Consider the following 13,650-nt stretch of genomic DNA (forward strand, 5'->3'; position numbering starts at 1 on the left):
CCGCGCCGTGTTGGCCAGCCACGGGTCGCCCGCAGCCTCGGGGCCGAGCCGCTCCAGCAGCTCGCGGATCGGCGCCGGGAGAAGCCCGTCCCCCACGAAGATCGCGACCGTCGCCATCGCGGTCCCGGCAGCCACGGCCGCCTGAGCCGCGGCGGGCTGCGGTGTCCAGCCGGACAGCATCGCGGTGACCGCGTCGATCAGCACCGACATCCGGAGGTGCTCGCCGCGGATCGCCCAGAACATACCGAGCACCGCCAGCAGCCGCACGACCGTCTCGGTGTCGCCGTCGGCCACCGCGTCACGCAACTCGTCGGCGAGGTTCGTCTCCTCGGCCGCGATCGCGTCGATCGCCGCGAACTGCCGCTCCGTGACCAGACCCACGCCGTGCCGGGTGGCGTAGCCGACCGCCCAGTCCCGCTGGGCCCGTCGCGCCGCGACCTGCTCGCCGGATTCGGCCAGCCGCAGCCGGCCGAACTCCCGGACCGTCTCCAACATCCGATAACGCACTCCGCCGGCCGGCTCGCGCACGCTCAGCAACGACTGTTCGACGAGGTTCTGCACCGCGTCGACCGCGTTGACGGGATCGGAACCCGCTGCCTCGTCGGCGGGGCCGGGGGCGGCGAGGATCTCCTCCGCCGCCTCCAGGGTAAAACCGTCCGGGAACAGCGCCAGCCGGCGCAGCGAGCGCCGTTCCGGCTCCGCCAGCAGGTTCCACGACCAGTCGATCACGGCGAGCAGCGTGCGGTGGCGGTCCGGGGCGGCGCGGTCTCCGCCGCGCAGCAAGGCGAACCGGTCCGCCAGCCGCCGGTCGACGTCCTCCACCGACATCGCCCGGACCCGAGCCGCCGCCAGCTCGATCGCCAGCGGAAGCCCGTCGAGCCGGTCGACGATCCGGCCGACCACCTCACGGTCGAGCCGGACGGTGGGGCGGGCCGCGGTGGCACGCTGGCTGAACAGCTCGACCGCGTCGGCGCGGACCAGCTCGCCGAGCAGGTAGACCCGCTCGGCACCGATCGCGAGCGGCGCCCGGCTCGTCGTGAGCACCCGCAGGTCGGCGGTGGCCGTGACGAGGAAGGCGACCAGCTCGGCGACCTCGGCGACAAGATGCTCGCAGTTGTCCAACAGCAGCAGGCCCGGCCCCCGCGCCAGTCGCGCGGCGATCCGCGCGCGCAGGTCGGCGCGCTGCGCGGGGGTCAGCACCCGGCGGTCGCCGATCGAGTCGCGGACGCCGAGCGCGGAGCCGACCTCGCCGATCAGGTCCTCGGGCGCCGCCACCCCGACCAGGTGGACGACGTGCACCACCGGCAGCGTGCTGTCCCGGGCGAGCAGATGGGCCAGGCGGGTCTTCCCGAGGCCACCCGGCCCGACGATCGACACCACCCGCGACCGGTCCAGTAACGCCCGCAGCCGCTCGACGTCGTGCTGGCGGCCCAGCAGGGGAGTGGCGTCGTATCGGATCCCGCCCCGGACGGGCCGGTCGAGGGCGAGCAGATCGCGCTGGACCCGGGTGAGTGTCTCCCCGGGGCTGGTCCCCAGCCGTTCCCGCAGGTCCCGGCGGTAGCGCTCGAATCGTCCCAACGCCGCCGCGGGCCCGCGCACCGCGGCCTCGCTGCGTAGCAGGTCGACCAGCAGGTCCTCGTCGTCGGGCTGCTGCGCGTGCGCCGCCTCCAGGAGCCCGAGCGCCTTGGCATGCTCACCTGTACGACTCGTGGCCCGGGCCAACAGCAGTCGGGCCGCCGCCAGGTCGCGGCCGGCCGCCCGGCGCACGCCGGCGAGCGGCCCGGAGCCGTTCACCGGCACCGGCGGCAGCGCCGCGCCGAGGTCCAGCGCAGCGCGGGCCCGCTCGACGGCGGCCCGCGGATCGACAGCGACGAGTTCGGCGGCCTCGGCCACCAGCCGGCCCAGCAGACAGCTGTCGACCTGCGTCGGCAGGAGACCGAGCCGGTAGCCGTCACCGTCGCGCACCACCGCACCGGCACCGCACGCCGCCCTGGTCCGCGAGACGACCACCTGAAGGCCCTTGGCCGGGTTGGCCAACGACCCCTCGCCCCAGATCATCTCGGCCAGCCGCTGCGCCCGCACCGGCCGGCCGGGCTCGGATGCCAGCGCCGCCAGCAACGCCCGGGGGCGGTCGCCCATCACCGGGGTGCCCTCCCAGCGCACCCCGTCCAGGAGCATGAGGCTCACGACCACTCTGATCAGTCTAGAACGGCAGCCAGGAACGATCCGTACGTCCCCAGGAGCGTTGCCAGGGCCGGTTCCGCGGTCGAGCGACATGGTCCGGGCGACGGCATGGTCCGGGCGACGGCATGGTCCGGGGCTGGTTCGTTCGGGCCGCCCGCCGAGCACATCGCCATGACGAACCTCAACGAGGTGAATAAGTGGATCATTCTGCCGTATGGCCGCGGAGTTGATCACCGAACCTGGGGTCGGTCCTTCTCGCTCCGGTCGACATGCGATCCTTGGGGACGAGAGATCAGGACTCCCGCTGAGCGAGGTGATGGGTGGGCAGCCGGAACCGGGAACGACGCAAGGCAAAACAGAAGGCCCGCGCGAACCGTGTCCGCGCCCAGGCGCCGGAGTCCGGGGCAGGGGCCTTCTACCAGGAGGAGCGCGGCCAGCGGGAGATGTTTCGCCGGATCGCCGATCAGCTGGTCGCGGCGGCGCTGAACGCCCAGCTCGCCCGGGATGAGGCGGCACTGGCCGAGTACGTGGAGTTGCTCGTCGCCGCGCCGGGCGGGCCGGCCGGACGCCGAGTTGTCAATCGGTCCCTGGCCGGGTGGTTCGACCGCACCGTCGAGGCCGCCTGGCAGCGCGGCTGGCAGCCGGCTGACGTGCACCGGATCGTGAACCGTCAGGCAGGCCAGCGCCAGGCGCGACTCGCCGTCGACGCCATCGCCGGCCAGATGCGGCAATACGCGGCCGCCACCGTCGACGAGCGGTGGAAGAACCAGCTGTATGATCTTAACGCCGTTCTGTGGTGGGAGGATGACGGCACCTGGCTGGACGCCTGGGGTGACCGGGAGGGCCGGGACCGGGCGGAGGCGCTTGCCGACACCCTTGGTCTGCTCACCCTTCTGCACACCCTTCCCGCGATCGAATCCCTGTGCCCCCCGCCAGGCACCACACGACGCGACCCACCAGGTCGCCCCGCGGGACGCGGCCACGGCCAGGCGGACCCGGGCCACCGGGCCGGGGCCGGCCGGAGCGCCGACCCACGCATCCTCGACAAGGTCCGGGCGCTGCTGGCGAAGGCCGAATCAACCGGGTTCGCGGACGAGGCTGAGGCGCTGACCGCCAAGGCACAGCAGCTCATGGCCCGGCACAGCATCGACGAGGCGCTGCTCGCGGCGCGGGAGGGAACCCGCGACGAGCCGGCCGGCCGCCGGGTCGGCGTCGACAGCCCTTACGAGGCGGCCAAGGCCAGCCTGCTCGACGTGGTCGCCGGTGCAAACCGATGCCGTTCGGTGTGGACAAAGAACCTCGGGTTCGCCACGGTGATCGGTTTCCAGCCTGACCTCGACGCCGTCGAACTGCTGTACACCTCGCTCCTGGTCCAGGCGACCGCGGCGATGATGCAGGCCGGGTCCCGCCACGGGCGGTCCCGCACCCGGTCGTTCCGCCAGTCGTTCCTCGCCTCGTTCGCGGTCCGGATCGGCCAACGCCTGACGGCCGCTACCGAGCAGGCCAGTGAACAGGCCGCGGTCGAGGCGGGCGAGAGCCGGCTGCTGCCTGTGCTCGCCGCCCGTGGCGACGCCGTGAAGGAGGCAGCCGAGACGATGTTCCCGCAGGTCGTCGCCCGGGCGGTGAACGCGACCGACGGCGAGGGGTGGGCGTCCGGCCGGGCCGCCGCTGACCTCGCCTCCCTGCACACCTACGGCGAGGTGACCACCGCCCGGTCCCGATAGCCATGGCGCCGGAGCCGGCCCTCGCCTCACCGGTCACGCGATCATCCTGTTCGGGGCGGGACAGGCCCGCGTGCGGGCGCACCTCGCGCATCCGCTGGGAGTGAAGGGCTTCGCCGTCTCATGTGGGGGGTGGGAGTTTCTTCCGGCAGGTGATCGTGGCGGCCAGAGTGAGGAACCCGAGGAAGTTCCGGCCATCGCGTTCGTAGCGGATGGTCAACCGGCGGTAGCCATCCAGCCAGGAGATCGTTCTCTCGCCTTTCCACCGATGCCGGCCGAGACGTTCGGTGCTGTCCACCGTCGTGTTCACACTGCCCGCCGGAGACGCACCCACCTGGCTGGACGCGCGTCAGGGCTGTTCGCCGCGCGCTGGATCATCGACATACCCGGGGGGAGCTCACTCGTCGAGTTCGTAATCGAACCAAATGTGGTGGGTGTCGTCGGAGTCGATCTCCATGCCGCCGGTGCCGCGGATGCCGGTAAGAGCGTGTCTCGCGTGGCCGCTCCGGGTACATATCGATCATGGATGTGTTGGGGAGCAGCCTCGCCGGGCGGCTGGTCCCGGACGAGTTGTGGGAGCTGGTGGAACCGCTGCTGCCCCGGTTCGAGGCCCGCTGGCAGGGCGGTGGGACTGCCCCGATCGAGGATCGGGCGGTGTTTACCGCGGTGGTCTACGTGCTGACCTCGGGGTGTGCTTGGCGGCATCTGCCGTCCGAGTTCGGGGTGTCGGTACCCACGGCGCACCGTCGGTTCCAGGCGTGGACCCGGGCGGGTGTCTGGCCTCGACCGCACCGCAAGATCTTGGATCTGCACGGTGTGGCCGGACGGGTCGACTGGTCATCGGCGATCGTGGACGCGGCCAGCCTGCGAGCGAAAAAGGGGGAAGCCTGACCGGTCCGAACCCGGTCGACCGCGGCAAACCGGGCTCGAAGATCCATGTCCTGACCGACGCGGGCGGGCTGCCGCTGGTCGTGGCGGTCTCCCCGGCGAACCCGCACGACAGCGGGGCCTTCGTCCCGCTGGTGGCCAGCATCCCGGCGATCCGTTCCCGCCGTGGACCGCGGCGGCGCCACCCGGCCAAGCTGCGTGCGGACAAGGCCTACGATCAGCCGGAACGACGGCGTTTCCTGCGCCGGCGCGGTATCGCGGTGCGGATCGCCCGCCGTGGTGTGGACAGTACCGAACGCCTCGGCCGGCACCGGTGGAAAGTCGAGAGAACCCTGGCCTGGCTCGGTGGCTACCGCCGTCTCACCATCCGCTACGAACGCAACGGCTACAACTTCCTCGGGTTCCTCTGCCTGGCTGCCGCGATCACCTGCTGGAAGAAGCTCCCGCACTCGACGTGAGACACGCTCTAAGCCGGGCGGCTAAGCGTCGGACAGGCGCCGCAGCACATTGCGGTCCGTATGGGCGACCGGGTCGGACACCCGCTCGTGATCGATGGTGGTCGTGGAGGTGTAGGCGAAGCTCCCGTTGCCGGTGACGGTGATGCTCACCTCGTAGCGGATACTGTTCGCAGCGCGCGCCAGGTAGGGGTTGGACAGGATGCCGTACGTGGGGGAGCCGGCCTGCGCCCGCAGGGTGAAGTCGGTCGCGTCCGGCGCCACGGCACCACCGGCGATCAGGACCGCACCGCGGGGCACCATGAAGCACCGCATGACGTGGCCGAGATTGGCGTCCCACAGCCAGTAGCCGATCTCAGTGTGGAACGCCTTCTCCTCGCCAGCCCGCCACGCGGCCATGTGGTAGTCGAGGCCGTAGAGACACTGCGGGCCGTTGTCCACGGGACCGAAGGGCTTGAAGGTGACCCTCTCGCGGTACGGGGTCTCGATAATCGTGCCCTCGGCGTTGCCGAAGGCAACGTCCACCCCCTGGTCGCCCTCCCACGCACCGGCCAGGGCCGCCAACGGACCGAACTCCGGGCCGACTTTTCCCGCCTTCTCCGTCTTCCCTGGCTTTCCTGTCGTTTTCGTCACCGCAAATCCTCCTTGAACGAGGAACCACCTACAGGTGGCACAATTCCGGAACATGCCCGGAACATCTCGACATTACTGTCAAATTCCTGCAAGCCGCTGTTGCGCGACTCTCAAGCCGCGCCGGACGGCACATTCACCGTGCTCACGGGCTCGCCCTCAAGATCGAACATTTCGCCGGTCTGTGGGCACGGCGCTTTGGTGGGTACGGCGCCGCTTCAGTCTTACGTGGTGGTGTGGCGGGGGTGGGCGGCTTCGTGTTCGTAGGTCTGCCAGCGCCCGAGGATGTCGCGTTGGGCGAGTGCCGCGAGCTCGTCGGCTTCGTCGGGGTTGACGGTGTTGAGGAGGGTGAACCGGGATTCGGTGGCGGCGAACTCGCTGAAGGGGATGGACGGTGCCCGCGAGTCGAGGGAGAACGGCCTTTCCGCGCGGGGGTCGACCCGGTAGAGCGGCCAGTATCCCGATTTCACCGCGGCTTTCTGGTGGGCCAGGCCGTCGGTCATGGTGATGCCGTGGGCGATGCAGTGGCTGTAGGCGACAATGAGGGACGGGCCGTGCCAGCTGGCCGCCTCGTTGAAGGCTTTCACCGTGTGCTGGTCGTTGGCGCCGAGGGCGACCTGCGCGACGTACACGTCGCCGTAGGCGGCGGCGAGCAGCCCGAGGTCTTTCTTGCGGGTCCGTTTGCCGCCGCCGGCGAACTTCGCGACCGCGGCGCGCGGCGTCGACTTCGACGCCTGCCCACCGGTGTTGGAGTACACCTCGGTATCGAGGACGAGCACGTTGACATCGCGTCCCGACGCGAGCACGTGGTCGAGGCCGCCGAAGCCGATGTCGTACGCCCACCCGTCCCCACCGATGATCCACACGCTTTTGTCGACGAGGTCGTCGAGGACAGCGTCGAGGGTGGTGTCGTGGTCGACGGTGGCCAGCCGCCGGCGTAGTTCGGCCACCCGCTGGCGTTGGTCGAGGATGCCGGCCTCGGTCGACTGGTCGGCGGTGAGCAGCGCCTCGACGAGCGTGCCGCCGACCGTCGCGGTCTGTGCGCGCAGCAGTCGGCGGGCCTCGCGGGCCCGGCTGTCGAGCGCGAGGCGTATCCCGAGCCCGAACTCGGCGTTGTCCTCGAACAGCGAGTTCGCCCAGGCCGGGCCGCGGCCGTCGGTGCCCGCCGACCAGGGTGTGGTCGGCAGGTTGCCGCCGTAGATGGACGAGCATCCCGTGGCGTTGGCGACGATGATGCGGTCACCGAACAGCTGCGTGAGCAGTTTGAGGTAGGGCGACTCCCCGCAGCCGGCGCAGGCGCCGGAGAACTCGAACAGCGGCTCCCGTAGCTGCGAGCCGCGGACCGTGTCCGGTGGGGCGAGCGCCGGTGGGACCGCCGGCAGCGTTTCGCGGAACGCCCATCCGGCACGTTCCTCCTCGAAGCGGGGTGCGGCGTCGACCATGTCCAGGGCGCGATGGCCCTCGATCTCCCGGCTCTTCGCCGGGCAGGCCTCGACGCAGATGCCGCAGCCGGTGCAGTCGTCCGGTGCCACCTGCACCGCGAGCCGGAACGCCGCGAGGGTGCGGTCCTTCGGCTTTTTGTGCCGGAACGACGCCGGCGCGTCGGCGAGCCGCGCCGGGTCGAACAACGTCATCCGGATGGCGGCGTGCGGGCAGGAAATCGCGCACTTGCCGCAGTCGATGCACAGGTCCGCATCCCACACCGGAAGCTCGCGGGTCAGGCCGCGTTTCTCGTACCGGGCCGTCCCGACGGGGAAGGTGCCGTCAGCCGGTAGTGCGCTGACGGGAAGCAGGTTCCCCTCCCCTGCCATGATCCGCGCCGTCACCTGCCGGACGAATGCGGGCGCCTCGCCGAGCAGCTGCCGGCGCGCCTGGCCCGTGACCACACGAGCCTGCAGGTCGACCTCGTGCAGGGCGTCGAGCGCGGCATCGATGGCGGCGAAGTTACGCTGCAGCACGGCGTCACCGCGTTTGCCGCGGGCGGCGCGGACCCCGTCCTTGACCGCCGCGATCGCCTCGTCGCGGTCCAGCAGACCGGACAGCGCCAGGAAACAGGTCTGCAGCACCGGGCTTACGATCCCGGGCATGCCGGCCTGCTTCGCCACCCGGTCGGCGTCGACGACGAACAGGCGCGCATCCCGGTCGAGCAGGTGCCGCTGCGCGTCGGCCGGCAGATGCTCCCACACCTTCTCCGGCGCATGCGGGCTGTTGAGCAGCACGGTGGCACCCGGCGCGGCCACGGCGAGCACGTCCACCCGTTCCAGCAGCGAGGACTGATGACAGCCCACGTACTGGGCGTTCTGGATAAGCCACGGGGAGTCGACCGGTCGTGGCGACAGCCGCAGATGCGAGACCGTCATCGACCCCGACTTCTTGGAGTCGAACACGAAGTACGCCTGCGCGTGCAGCGGCGTGCGAGCTGCGACGATACCGGCCGTTGCCCGCGTGGCACCCACCGTGCCGTCGCTACCGAGCCCGTAGAACACCGCCCGCAGCACGTCATCCGGCTCCGGGACACGGTCGTCGTCCACCTCGAGCGACAGGTCCGTGACGTCGTCGCGGATACCCACCGTCACCTCCCGGCGCGGCGCCGCGCCGGCCAGCTCGTCGAACACCGCCGCCGCCATCGCCGGGGTGAACTCCTTCGACGCCAACCCGTAACGGACACCGATCACCCGCGGCATCCGCTCGGGCCGTTCCGCGAACGCGGCGACGACATCCAGCCGCAACGGCTCACCCGACGCGCCCGGCTCCTTCGTCCGGTCCAGGACCGCGACCGACCGCACCGTCGAGGGCAGGCACGCGAGCAACGCCCGGCCGTCGAAGGGACGGAACAAACGAACCTGGACGAACCCGACCCGCTCGCCTCGCTCGACCAGCCGGGTGACCGCCTCCCGCACCGCCGACCGACCCGACCCCATGACGACCACAACCCGCTCGGCCTCGGGATGACCCTGATACTCAAACAGACGGTAGGCCCGGCCCGTCGCCGCGGCCAGCCGGTCCATCACCCCCTGCACAATCCCGGGAACCGCGGCGTAGAACGTGTTCGACGCCTCCCGGGCCTGGAAGAACGTGTCGGGATCCTGGGTGGTGCCCCGGATCACCGGACGGTCGGGGGACAACGCCCGGCGGCGATGGGCATCGATATGCCCGGCAGCCAGCAGACCACCCAGCGTGCCGTCGTCGAGCAACGCCACCTCGTTCAGCTCGTGCGACGTGCGGAAACCGTCGAAGAAGTGCAGGAACGGTACCCGCGACTCGAGCGTTGCCGCATGCGCCACCGCGGCCAGGTCATGCGCCTCCTGCGGCGACGCCGAACACAGCATGGCGAAACCGGTCGACCTCGCCGCCATCACATCACTGTGATCACCAAAGATCGACAGTGCGTGCGTGGCCACGGTCCGGGCCGCGACGTGAAGAACCATCGGCGTGAGCTCGCCGGCGATCTTGAACATGTTGGGCAGCATCAGCAGGAGACCCTGCGAGGCGGTGAACGTCGTCGACAGCGCACCCGCCTGCAACGCCCCGTGCACAGTGCCGGCGGCACCACCCTCACTCTGCAGCTGGACGACCTCGGGCACCGCACCCCACAGGTTCGGGCGGCCCTTCGCCGCCCACGCATCGGCCAGCTCCCCCATAGCCGACGCCGGGGTGATCGGATAGATCGCGATCACCTCGCTCGCCAGGTAGGCCACCAACGCGGCGGCCTCGTTCCCATCGATCGTCTTCTGACCCATACATCCCAGACTCAGGCGTCCGGAGGCGGATCGAGGAGGGACTTCCTTCCCGTCCCCGAAGGCGGAAGTCACCAGTATCCGACTCCCGACGACGTTACCGATCCAGAAACAGCCGTAGTCTGCTGGTGAACCGGACGCGGAAGCATTGCGGGTCCGGCCGAGGAGACACGACGTCCCTCCGCCGCCGGGCGGAGCGCGCGACCGGGAGCGAGGATGCGGTGAAGGCCGTGGCGATCGCCAGCTACAAGGGCGGGGTAGGCAAGACCACGCTCACCGCAAACATCGGCGCCGCGATCGCCCGGCTGGGGAGACGGGTACTGATGATCGACCTGGACCCGCAGGCGAACCTGACCTTCTCCTTTTACCGACCCGAGACCTGGCGGACGGACCTCGCCGACCACCGGAGAACCGTCAAGGCGTGGTTCGAGTCGTGGCGGCCGGAGACCACCCCACCGCCCCTCGCGGGGTACGTGACCACACCATCGGTCGTCAACGCCGCCGTCGCCGCGGGCGGCGGCACGTTGGACCTGCTCGCGTCGCACCTCTCACTCGGCGACATCGAGATGGACCTCACCGCCAGGCTGGGCGGGGCGCGGGCCCACCGGTCCACCAGGTACTACTTCGACGTCTACCAGCGGCTGGCCACCGGGCTGGCGTCCTTCTCCACGTACGACTACGACCTTGTGCTCATCGACTGCCCGCCGAACTTCGGAGTCATCACCCGGGCCGCGATCGCAGCCTGCGACCACCTGCTCATCCCGGCCCGGCCGGACAACCTGTCGACGCTGGGCATCGAACATCTGATGAGCAGACTGGGCCGGTTCGTCTGGGAGTACAACAGGGTCGCGGGGTTGCAGTCCGGGATGCATCCGGCCGTGAAACGACTCGAACCGCGGGTGCTCGGTGTTGTTCTCATGATGGTCCAGTACTACGGCGGTCGGCCGACCAGCTTCCTGCGGCCCTACATCCACCAGGCATCTGGTCTCGGACTCCCGGTGTTCGAGTCGATGCTCCGCGTGAGTAACCGGAGCTTCGCTGGAGCGGCTGGAACCCAACTGCCGGCGGTGCTGTCCGCGGATCTCCCGCCCGAGGTGGCCCGGGAGCTGATCAGCCTGGTCGAGGAGTTCCTCCGACGGGTCGGGGCGGCCAGCCGCATGGCGGGCCCGTCGCATAGGCCCGTCGCGTAGGCGAGGCCCAGAGGCCCCGGCGTCCGGCCAGTCATGATCGACATCCCCCGGGGTGCACCTCAAGTAATGATCATACTGCTTCTCGTTCTCGTCGAAGCGGGCCAGAACTCGCAAGTCGGGACTTGATCGTCTGATGGTCGGGGGTAGCGACAAGCACCCCCTTGGAGCGTGTAGCATCGCAGTCGTTCGCGGGTGAGACATCCGCGAACCACCTGTCCGGGTGGCGGAATGGCAGACGCGCTAGCTTGAGGTGCTAGTGCCCTTTAACGGGCGTGGGGGTTCAAGTCCCCCCTCGGACACTCTCGTTCGTACATGATCCCTTGAGGCTTGGCCTCGGCGATCACTCGGTGGGCTCCTGGTTCGTAGGTGAGTTGCAGGCCGAGTTGGGTGTAGATCTCGGCTTTATCGGCCGGGTCGGCTTCGGTGAGAACGGCGACGATGTCGCCCACGGCGGTGACCATGTCGTGGATCTCCTGTTCGGTCATGGGGGCTGCGCCGTCCGGGTCGAGGCCGGCGCGGGCGGCGTGGGCGTTGATGTGGTTCGCGGCCTGCGTCTGGGTCCAGCCGCGGGCGTGGCGATGGGCGGCGCGGGGGCGGTAGTGGTAGCGGCGGGCGAACTCGATCGCGATCTCGTCGTGACTCATCCCGACCGCGCGCATCCGCGCCCGCAACTCGTCCTGCTCTACCCGCTGGCTTGGCTTGGCCGTCACGACGGGCTAGATCCCCTCGGAAATCCGGTGGTCGATCTTCCGGTGGTTCCTGACTGGAACCATTCTCACGGTAGTCCTTCTGTCACGGACCGAGCGGTACGGGATGACGTCGGTCCTCGGCCGACCTGTTGTTCAGCTTGTCGCTGTTGTGCACTCGCAGTGCCTGGCGTGGCGTCCGAGACATCCACGTAGCTGATCTTCGGCGAACTTCACCGTCTCCATCAAATCGCCGTACAGCGATTCCGGGATGCTTCCGGCATCGAGCCCGGCGGCGCGGAAGACATCGGCCAGGGTTTGGCGCTGCGTCGTCGTCATCGACTCCCGGAGGCGGTGCGCGAGCGTGTCGCGGGCCGTGTACGCGTCCTTGAACGTACCTGCGATCAGCGCCCGGCGTAGTACGTCGATGCGCGGATGGTCGTGGCCGTCGGCGAGGTCGAGCGCGATCATGCCTGCTCGGGCACGGAAGACCATGGTCGAGAGGTCGGGCTGCCGCATCAGGGTGAGCGCGGTGGCGAGGAGCGGGGCGATCTGCGGGCCGGTGTCGGCGCCAGCCTGTCGCAGACAGTGCACCCGCAGGATTGTTTGGATCGCCTGTTCCCACGGTTCGGGGGTGGCGCTCTGGTCGACCAGCGCTGCTGCCTGCTCGGTGTGCCCGGCCTGGGCGAGTGCCAGGACGGTCGCCTGTCGGCCGTCGAGCAGTCGGCGGCCGACTCCGCGGTGGGCCGCGGCTTGTTCGGCGGCTTCGTGCCAGCGCCCGGCCCGTGCCAGTGCCCGGACTCCGTCCGCCAGGAGCGCCGTCCAGGTCAGGGTGCGCATGGTCCGATGGTCGTCGGAGGCGCAGGTGACGTTGTGGAGACTGACGGACCGTCCGTCGATCAGTGCGCTGGTCTGCGTGCGCGCGGCCTCGTGCAGGGCCTGGAGGATCGCGTGAGCGCGGTTGCCGTCACCATCGCGGATCAGTTGGCGCGGGAGGTTGAGCACCGGTTGGAGGGCGAGTTCGGCGGCTGAGGCGGGCAGGGGCCGCGCCTGATCGAACAGCGTGTGTTGGCGCCAGCACAGGTCTTGGGCGAGGTCTGGTTGTCCGCAGTCGGAGGCGATCAGCGCCGCCTTGTTGCAGACTTCGGCCGCTCGGAGGAGCGGGAGACCGTCCGATGTCCGTGCGGCCAGGTCGTGCAGCTGTCTGACTCGGTCTTCGAGGGGGAGGCCGGGTGGTCGGGGGCGTTGGACCAGCGGGAACCAGGCGAGCAGGTTCTCGTCGGCCGGGTCTGTTCCGACGTTCGTCATGCCGGTTCCCGATCGTGCGGCTGGTGATCGGAGGCGGGGTCGTGCCCGAACACGACGGTCTTGGCGGTGTGCGCGAGGACGGCTTGCGCCGTGTGGGGAAGGCCGTGCCGGTTCCAGGCGAAGATGATGTGGTGGGCGAGGACGGCGCGTAGGCCGCGGCGTAGCCGGCCGTCGGTGGCCAGGGCGGCCAGTTCGGTGCCGGCGGCGGCGAAGTCGCTGGTCCAATCGGTGAAGGCCGGCGGCAGGGTGTCCTTGGCCAGGCTGTCGGTGTCGATGCTCATCAGGCGCCGCAGGCCGTCACGCAGGGTGCGGAGCCTGTCGTCGGGGGTGCGCTCAGGTGGTTGCCGGTGCTCGGCGACTCGCGCCCACACGTCTCCTTCCTCGTACCAGTCGAGCCCGGCGGCGCGTAGCAGGTGCGAGCACAGCAGGACCGACAGTTCACGGCGGCGCCGGTCGGCCGGTTTGTGGCTGGTGCTGTTCAGGTAGGTGAGCAGGTGTCGGCTGTCGAGGTGGAAGAGCCGGTGGGCGGTGTCCATGCCTTCGGCGCCGCCGAAGGCATGGCTTTCTGGTTCGTAGAGGGTGGACGTGGCGTCCTCGATGCGGCGTGTCTCCCGGAGATCGGCGAGACGGGTGTGGATGTACGCCTTGGCCTCTCCTGTCGTCTGGCGGGGCAGGTAGCGGATGCGCCAGCAGGGCGCCTTGCGTACGAAGAACCAGGAGGTGATGAGCCCGTCGGTCTCGGCGGTGTCCAGCAGAGGGGCGAGGTGGTCCACGGCGGTGCCCTCGGCGTTCGCCCAGTCGGGGAAGGTGACGTTGACCTGGTGCCAGGTGCGGGTGTCCATGTCGGCTCC

Annotated in this window: 8 protein-coding genes, 1 tRNA gene and 2 pseudogenes; 4 read left to right on the forward strand and 7 right to left on the reverse strand. The window is 70.1% G+C overall.

Going from position 1 to position 13,650, the window contains the following annotated elements; all coding sequences use genetic code 11:
• Positions 1-771: 771 nt before the first annotated feature.
• Positions 772-2,277: pseudogene (locus FRANCCI3_RS29005) on the reverse strand (BTAD domain-containing putative transcriptional regulator); the annotation flags it as partial.
• Between the two features lie 227 nt (positions 2,278-2,504).
• Here FRANCCI3_RS29005 and FRANCCI3_RS10165 point away from each other — a divergent pair.
• Positions 2,505-3,908 (forward strand): DUF2786 domain-containing protein, encoded by a 1,404-nt coding sequence (locus tag FRANCCI3_RS10165; protein ID WP_011436454.1) that lies wholly within the window; start codon positions 2,505-2,507, stop codon positions 3,906-3,908.
• 118 nt (positions 3,909-4,026) lie between these two features.
• Here FRANCCI3_RS10165 and FRANCCI3_RS29010 read toward each other — a convergent pair.
• A pseudogene (locus tag FRANCCI3_RS29010) lies at positions 4,027-4,191 on the reverse strand (IS5/IS1182 family transposase); the annotation flags it as partial.
• A gap of 236 nt (positions 4,192-4,427) precedes the next feature.
• Here FRANCCI3_RS29010 and FRANCCI3_RS24425 point away from each other — a divergent pair.
• A protein-coding gene (locus FRANCCI3_RS24425; RefSeq protein ID WP_085949870.1) for an IS5 family transposase occupies positions 4,428-5,251 on the forward strand; the annotation gives its coding sequence in 2 pieces (ribosomal slippage) (positions 4,428-4,779 and positions 4,779-5,251; 825 coding nt in all).
• A gap of 21 nt (positions 5,252-5,272) precedes the next feature.
• Here FRANCCI3_RS24425 and FRANCCI3_RS10185 read toward each other — a convergent pair.
• Both FRANCCI3_RS10185 and nifJ read right to left on the reverse strand, forming a co-directional pair.
• Complete coding sequence (locus FRANCCI3_RS10185; RefSeq protein WP_011436457.1) at positions 5,273-5,881, reverse strand: heme-binding beta-barrel domain-containing protein; 609 nt, start codon at positions 5,879-5,881, stop codon at positions 5,273-5,275.
• Positions 5,882-6,102: 221 nt separating this feature from the next.
• Complete coding sequence (gene nifJ / locus FRANCCI3_RS10190; protein ID WP_035959116.1) at positions 6,103-9,618, reverse strand: pyruvate:ferredoxin (flavodoxin) oxidoreductase; 3,516 nt, start codon at positions 9,616-9,618, stop codon at positions 6,103-6,105.
• Between the two features lie 218 nt (positions 9,619-9,836).
• Here nifJ and FRANCCI3_RS10195 point away from each other — a divergent pair, with 218 nt between their 5' ends.
• Together FRANCCI3_RS10195 and FRANCCI3_RS10200 are read left to right on the forward strand one after the other, a co-directional pair.
• Positions 9,837-10,805: a ParA family protein gene (locus tag FRANCCI3_RS10195; RefSeq protein WP_011436459.1), complete on the forward strand. Its 969-nt coding sequence runs from the start codon at positions 9,837-9,839 to the stop codon at positions 10,803-10,805.
• Positions 10,806-11,019: 214 nt separating this feature from the next.
• A tRNA-Leu gene (locus FRANCCI3_RS10200) sits at positions 11,020-11,104 on the forward strand.
• Here FRANCCI3_RS10200 and FRANCCI3_RS27975 read toward each other — a convergent pair.
• The 3 genes from FRANCCI3_RS27975 to FRANCCI3_RS10210 all read right to left on the reverse strand — a co-directional run bounded on the left by FRANCCI3_RS27975 (position 11,069) and on the right by FRANCCI3_RS10210 (position 13,641).
• The gene (locus tag FRANCCI3_RS27975) at positions 11,069-11,464 is read right to left on the reverse strand and encodes a hypothetical protein (RefSeq protein WP_082456821.1); all 396 of its coding nucleotides are present in this window, start codon (positions 11,462-11,464) and stop codon (positions 11,069-11,071) included. The genes FRANCCI3_RS10200 and FRANCCI3_RS27975 overlap by 36 nt on opposite strands.
• Before the next feature lie 183 nt (positions 11,465-11,647).
• Entirely contained in the window at positions 11,648-12,799 is a 1,152-nt protein-coding gene (locus tag FRANCCI3_RS10205) for a hypothetical protein (RefSeq protein WP_011436461.1), read from the reverse strand.
• Entirely contained in the window at positions 12,796-13,641 is an 846-nt protein-coding gene (locus FRANCCI3_RS10210) for a thiopeptide-type bacteriocin biosynthesis protein (RefSeq protein WP_011436462.1), read from the reverse strand. The genes FRANCCI3_RS10205 and FRANCCI3_RS10210 overlap by 4 nt, the downstream gene beginning before the upstream one ends.
• Positions 13,642-13,650 lie beyond the last annotated feature (9 nt).

Source organism: Frankia casuarinae (assembly GCF_000013345.1).
Lineage (GTDB): Bacteria > Actinomycetota > Actinomycetes > Frankiales > Frankiaceae > Frankia > Frankia casuarinae.

Coding starts and splice junctions, on each gene's coding strand:
- nifJ (WP_035959116.1), bottom strand. CDS start 9,618: ATGGGTCAGAAGACGATCGATGGGAACGAGGCCGCCGCGTTGGTGGCC.
- FRANCCI3_RS27975 (WP_082456821.1), bottom strand. CDS start 11,464: ATGCGCGCGGTCGGGATGAGTCACGACGAGATCGCGATCGAGTTCGCC.
- FRANCCI3_RS10205 (WP_011436461.1), bottom strand. CDS start 12,799: ATGACGAACGTCGGAACAGACCCGGCCGACGAGAACCTGCTCGCCTGG.
- FRANCCI3_RS10210 (WP_011436462.1), bottom strand. CDS start 13,641: ATGGACACCCGCACCTGGCACCAGGTCAACGTCACCTTCCCCGACTGG.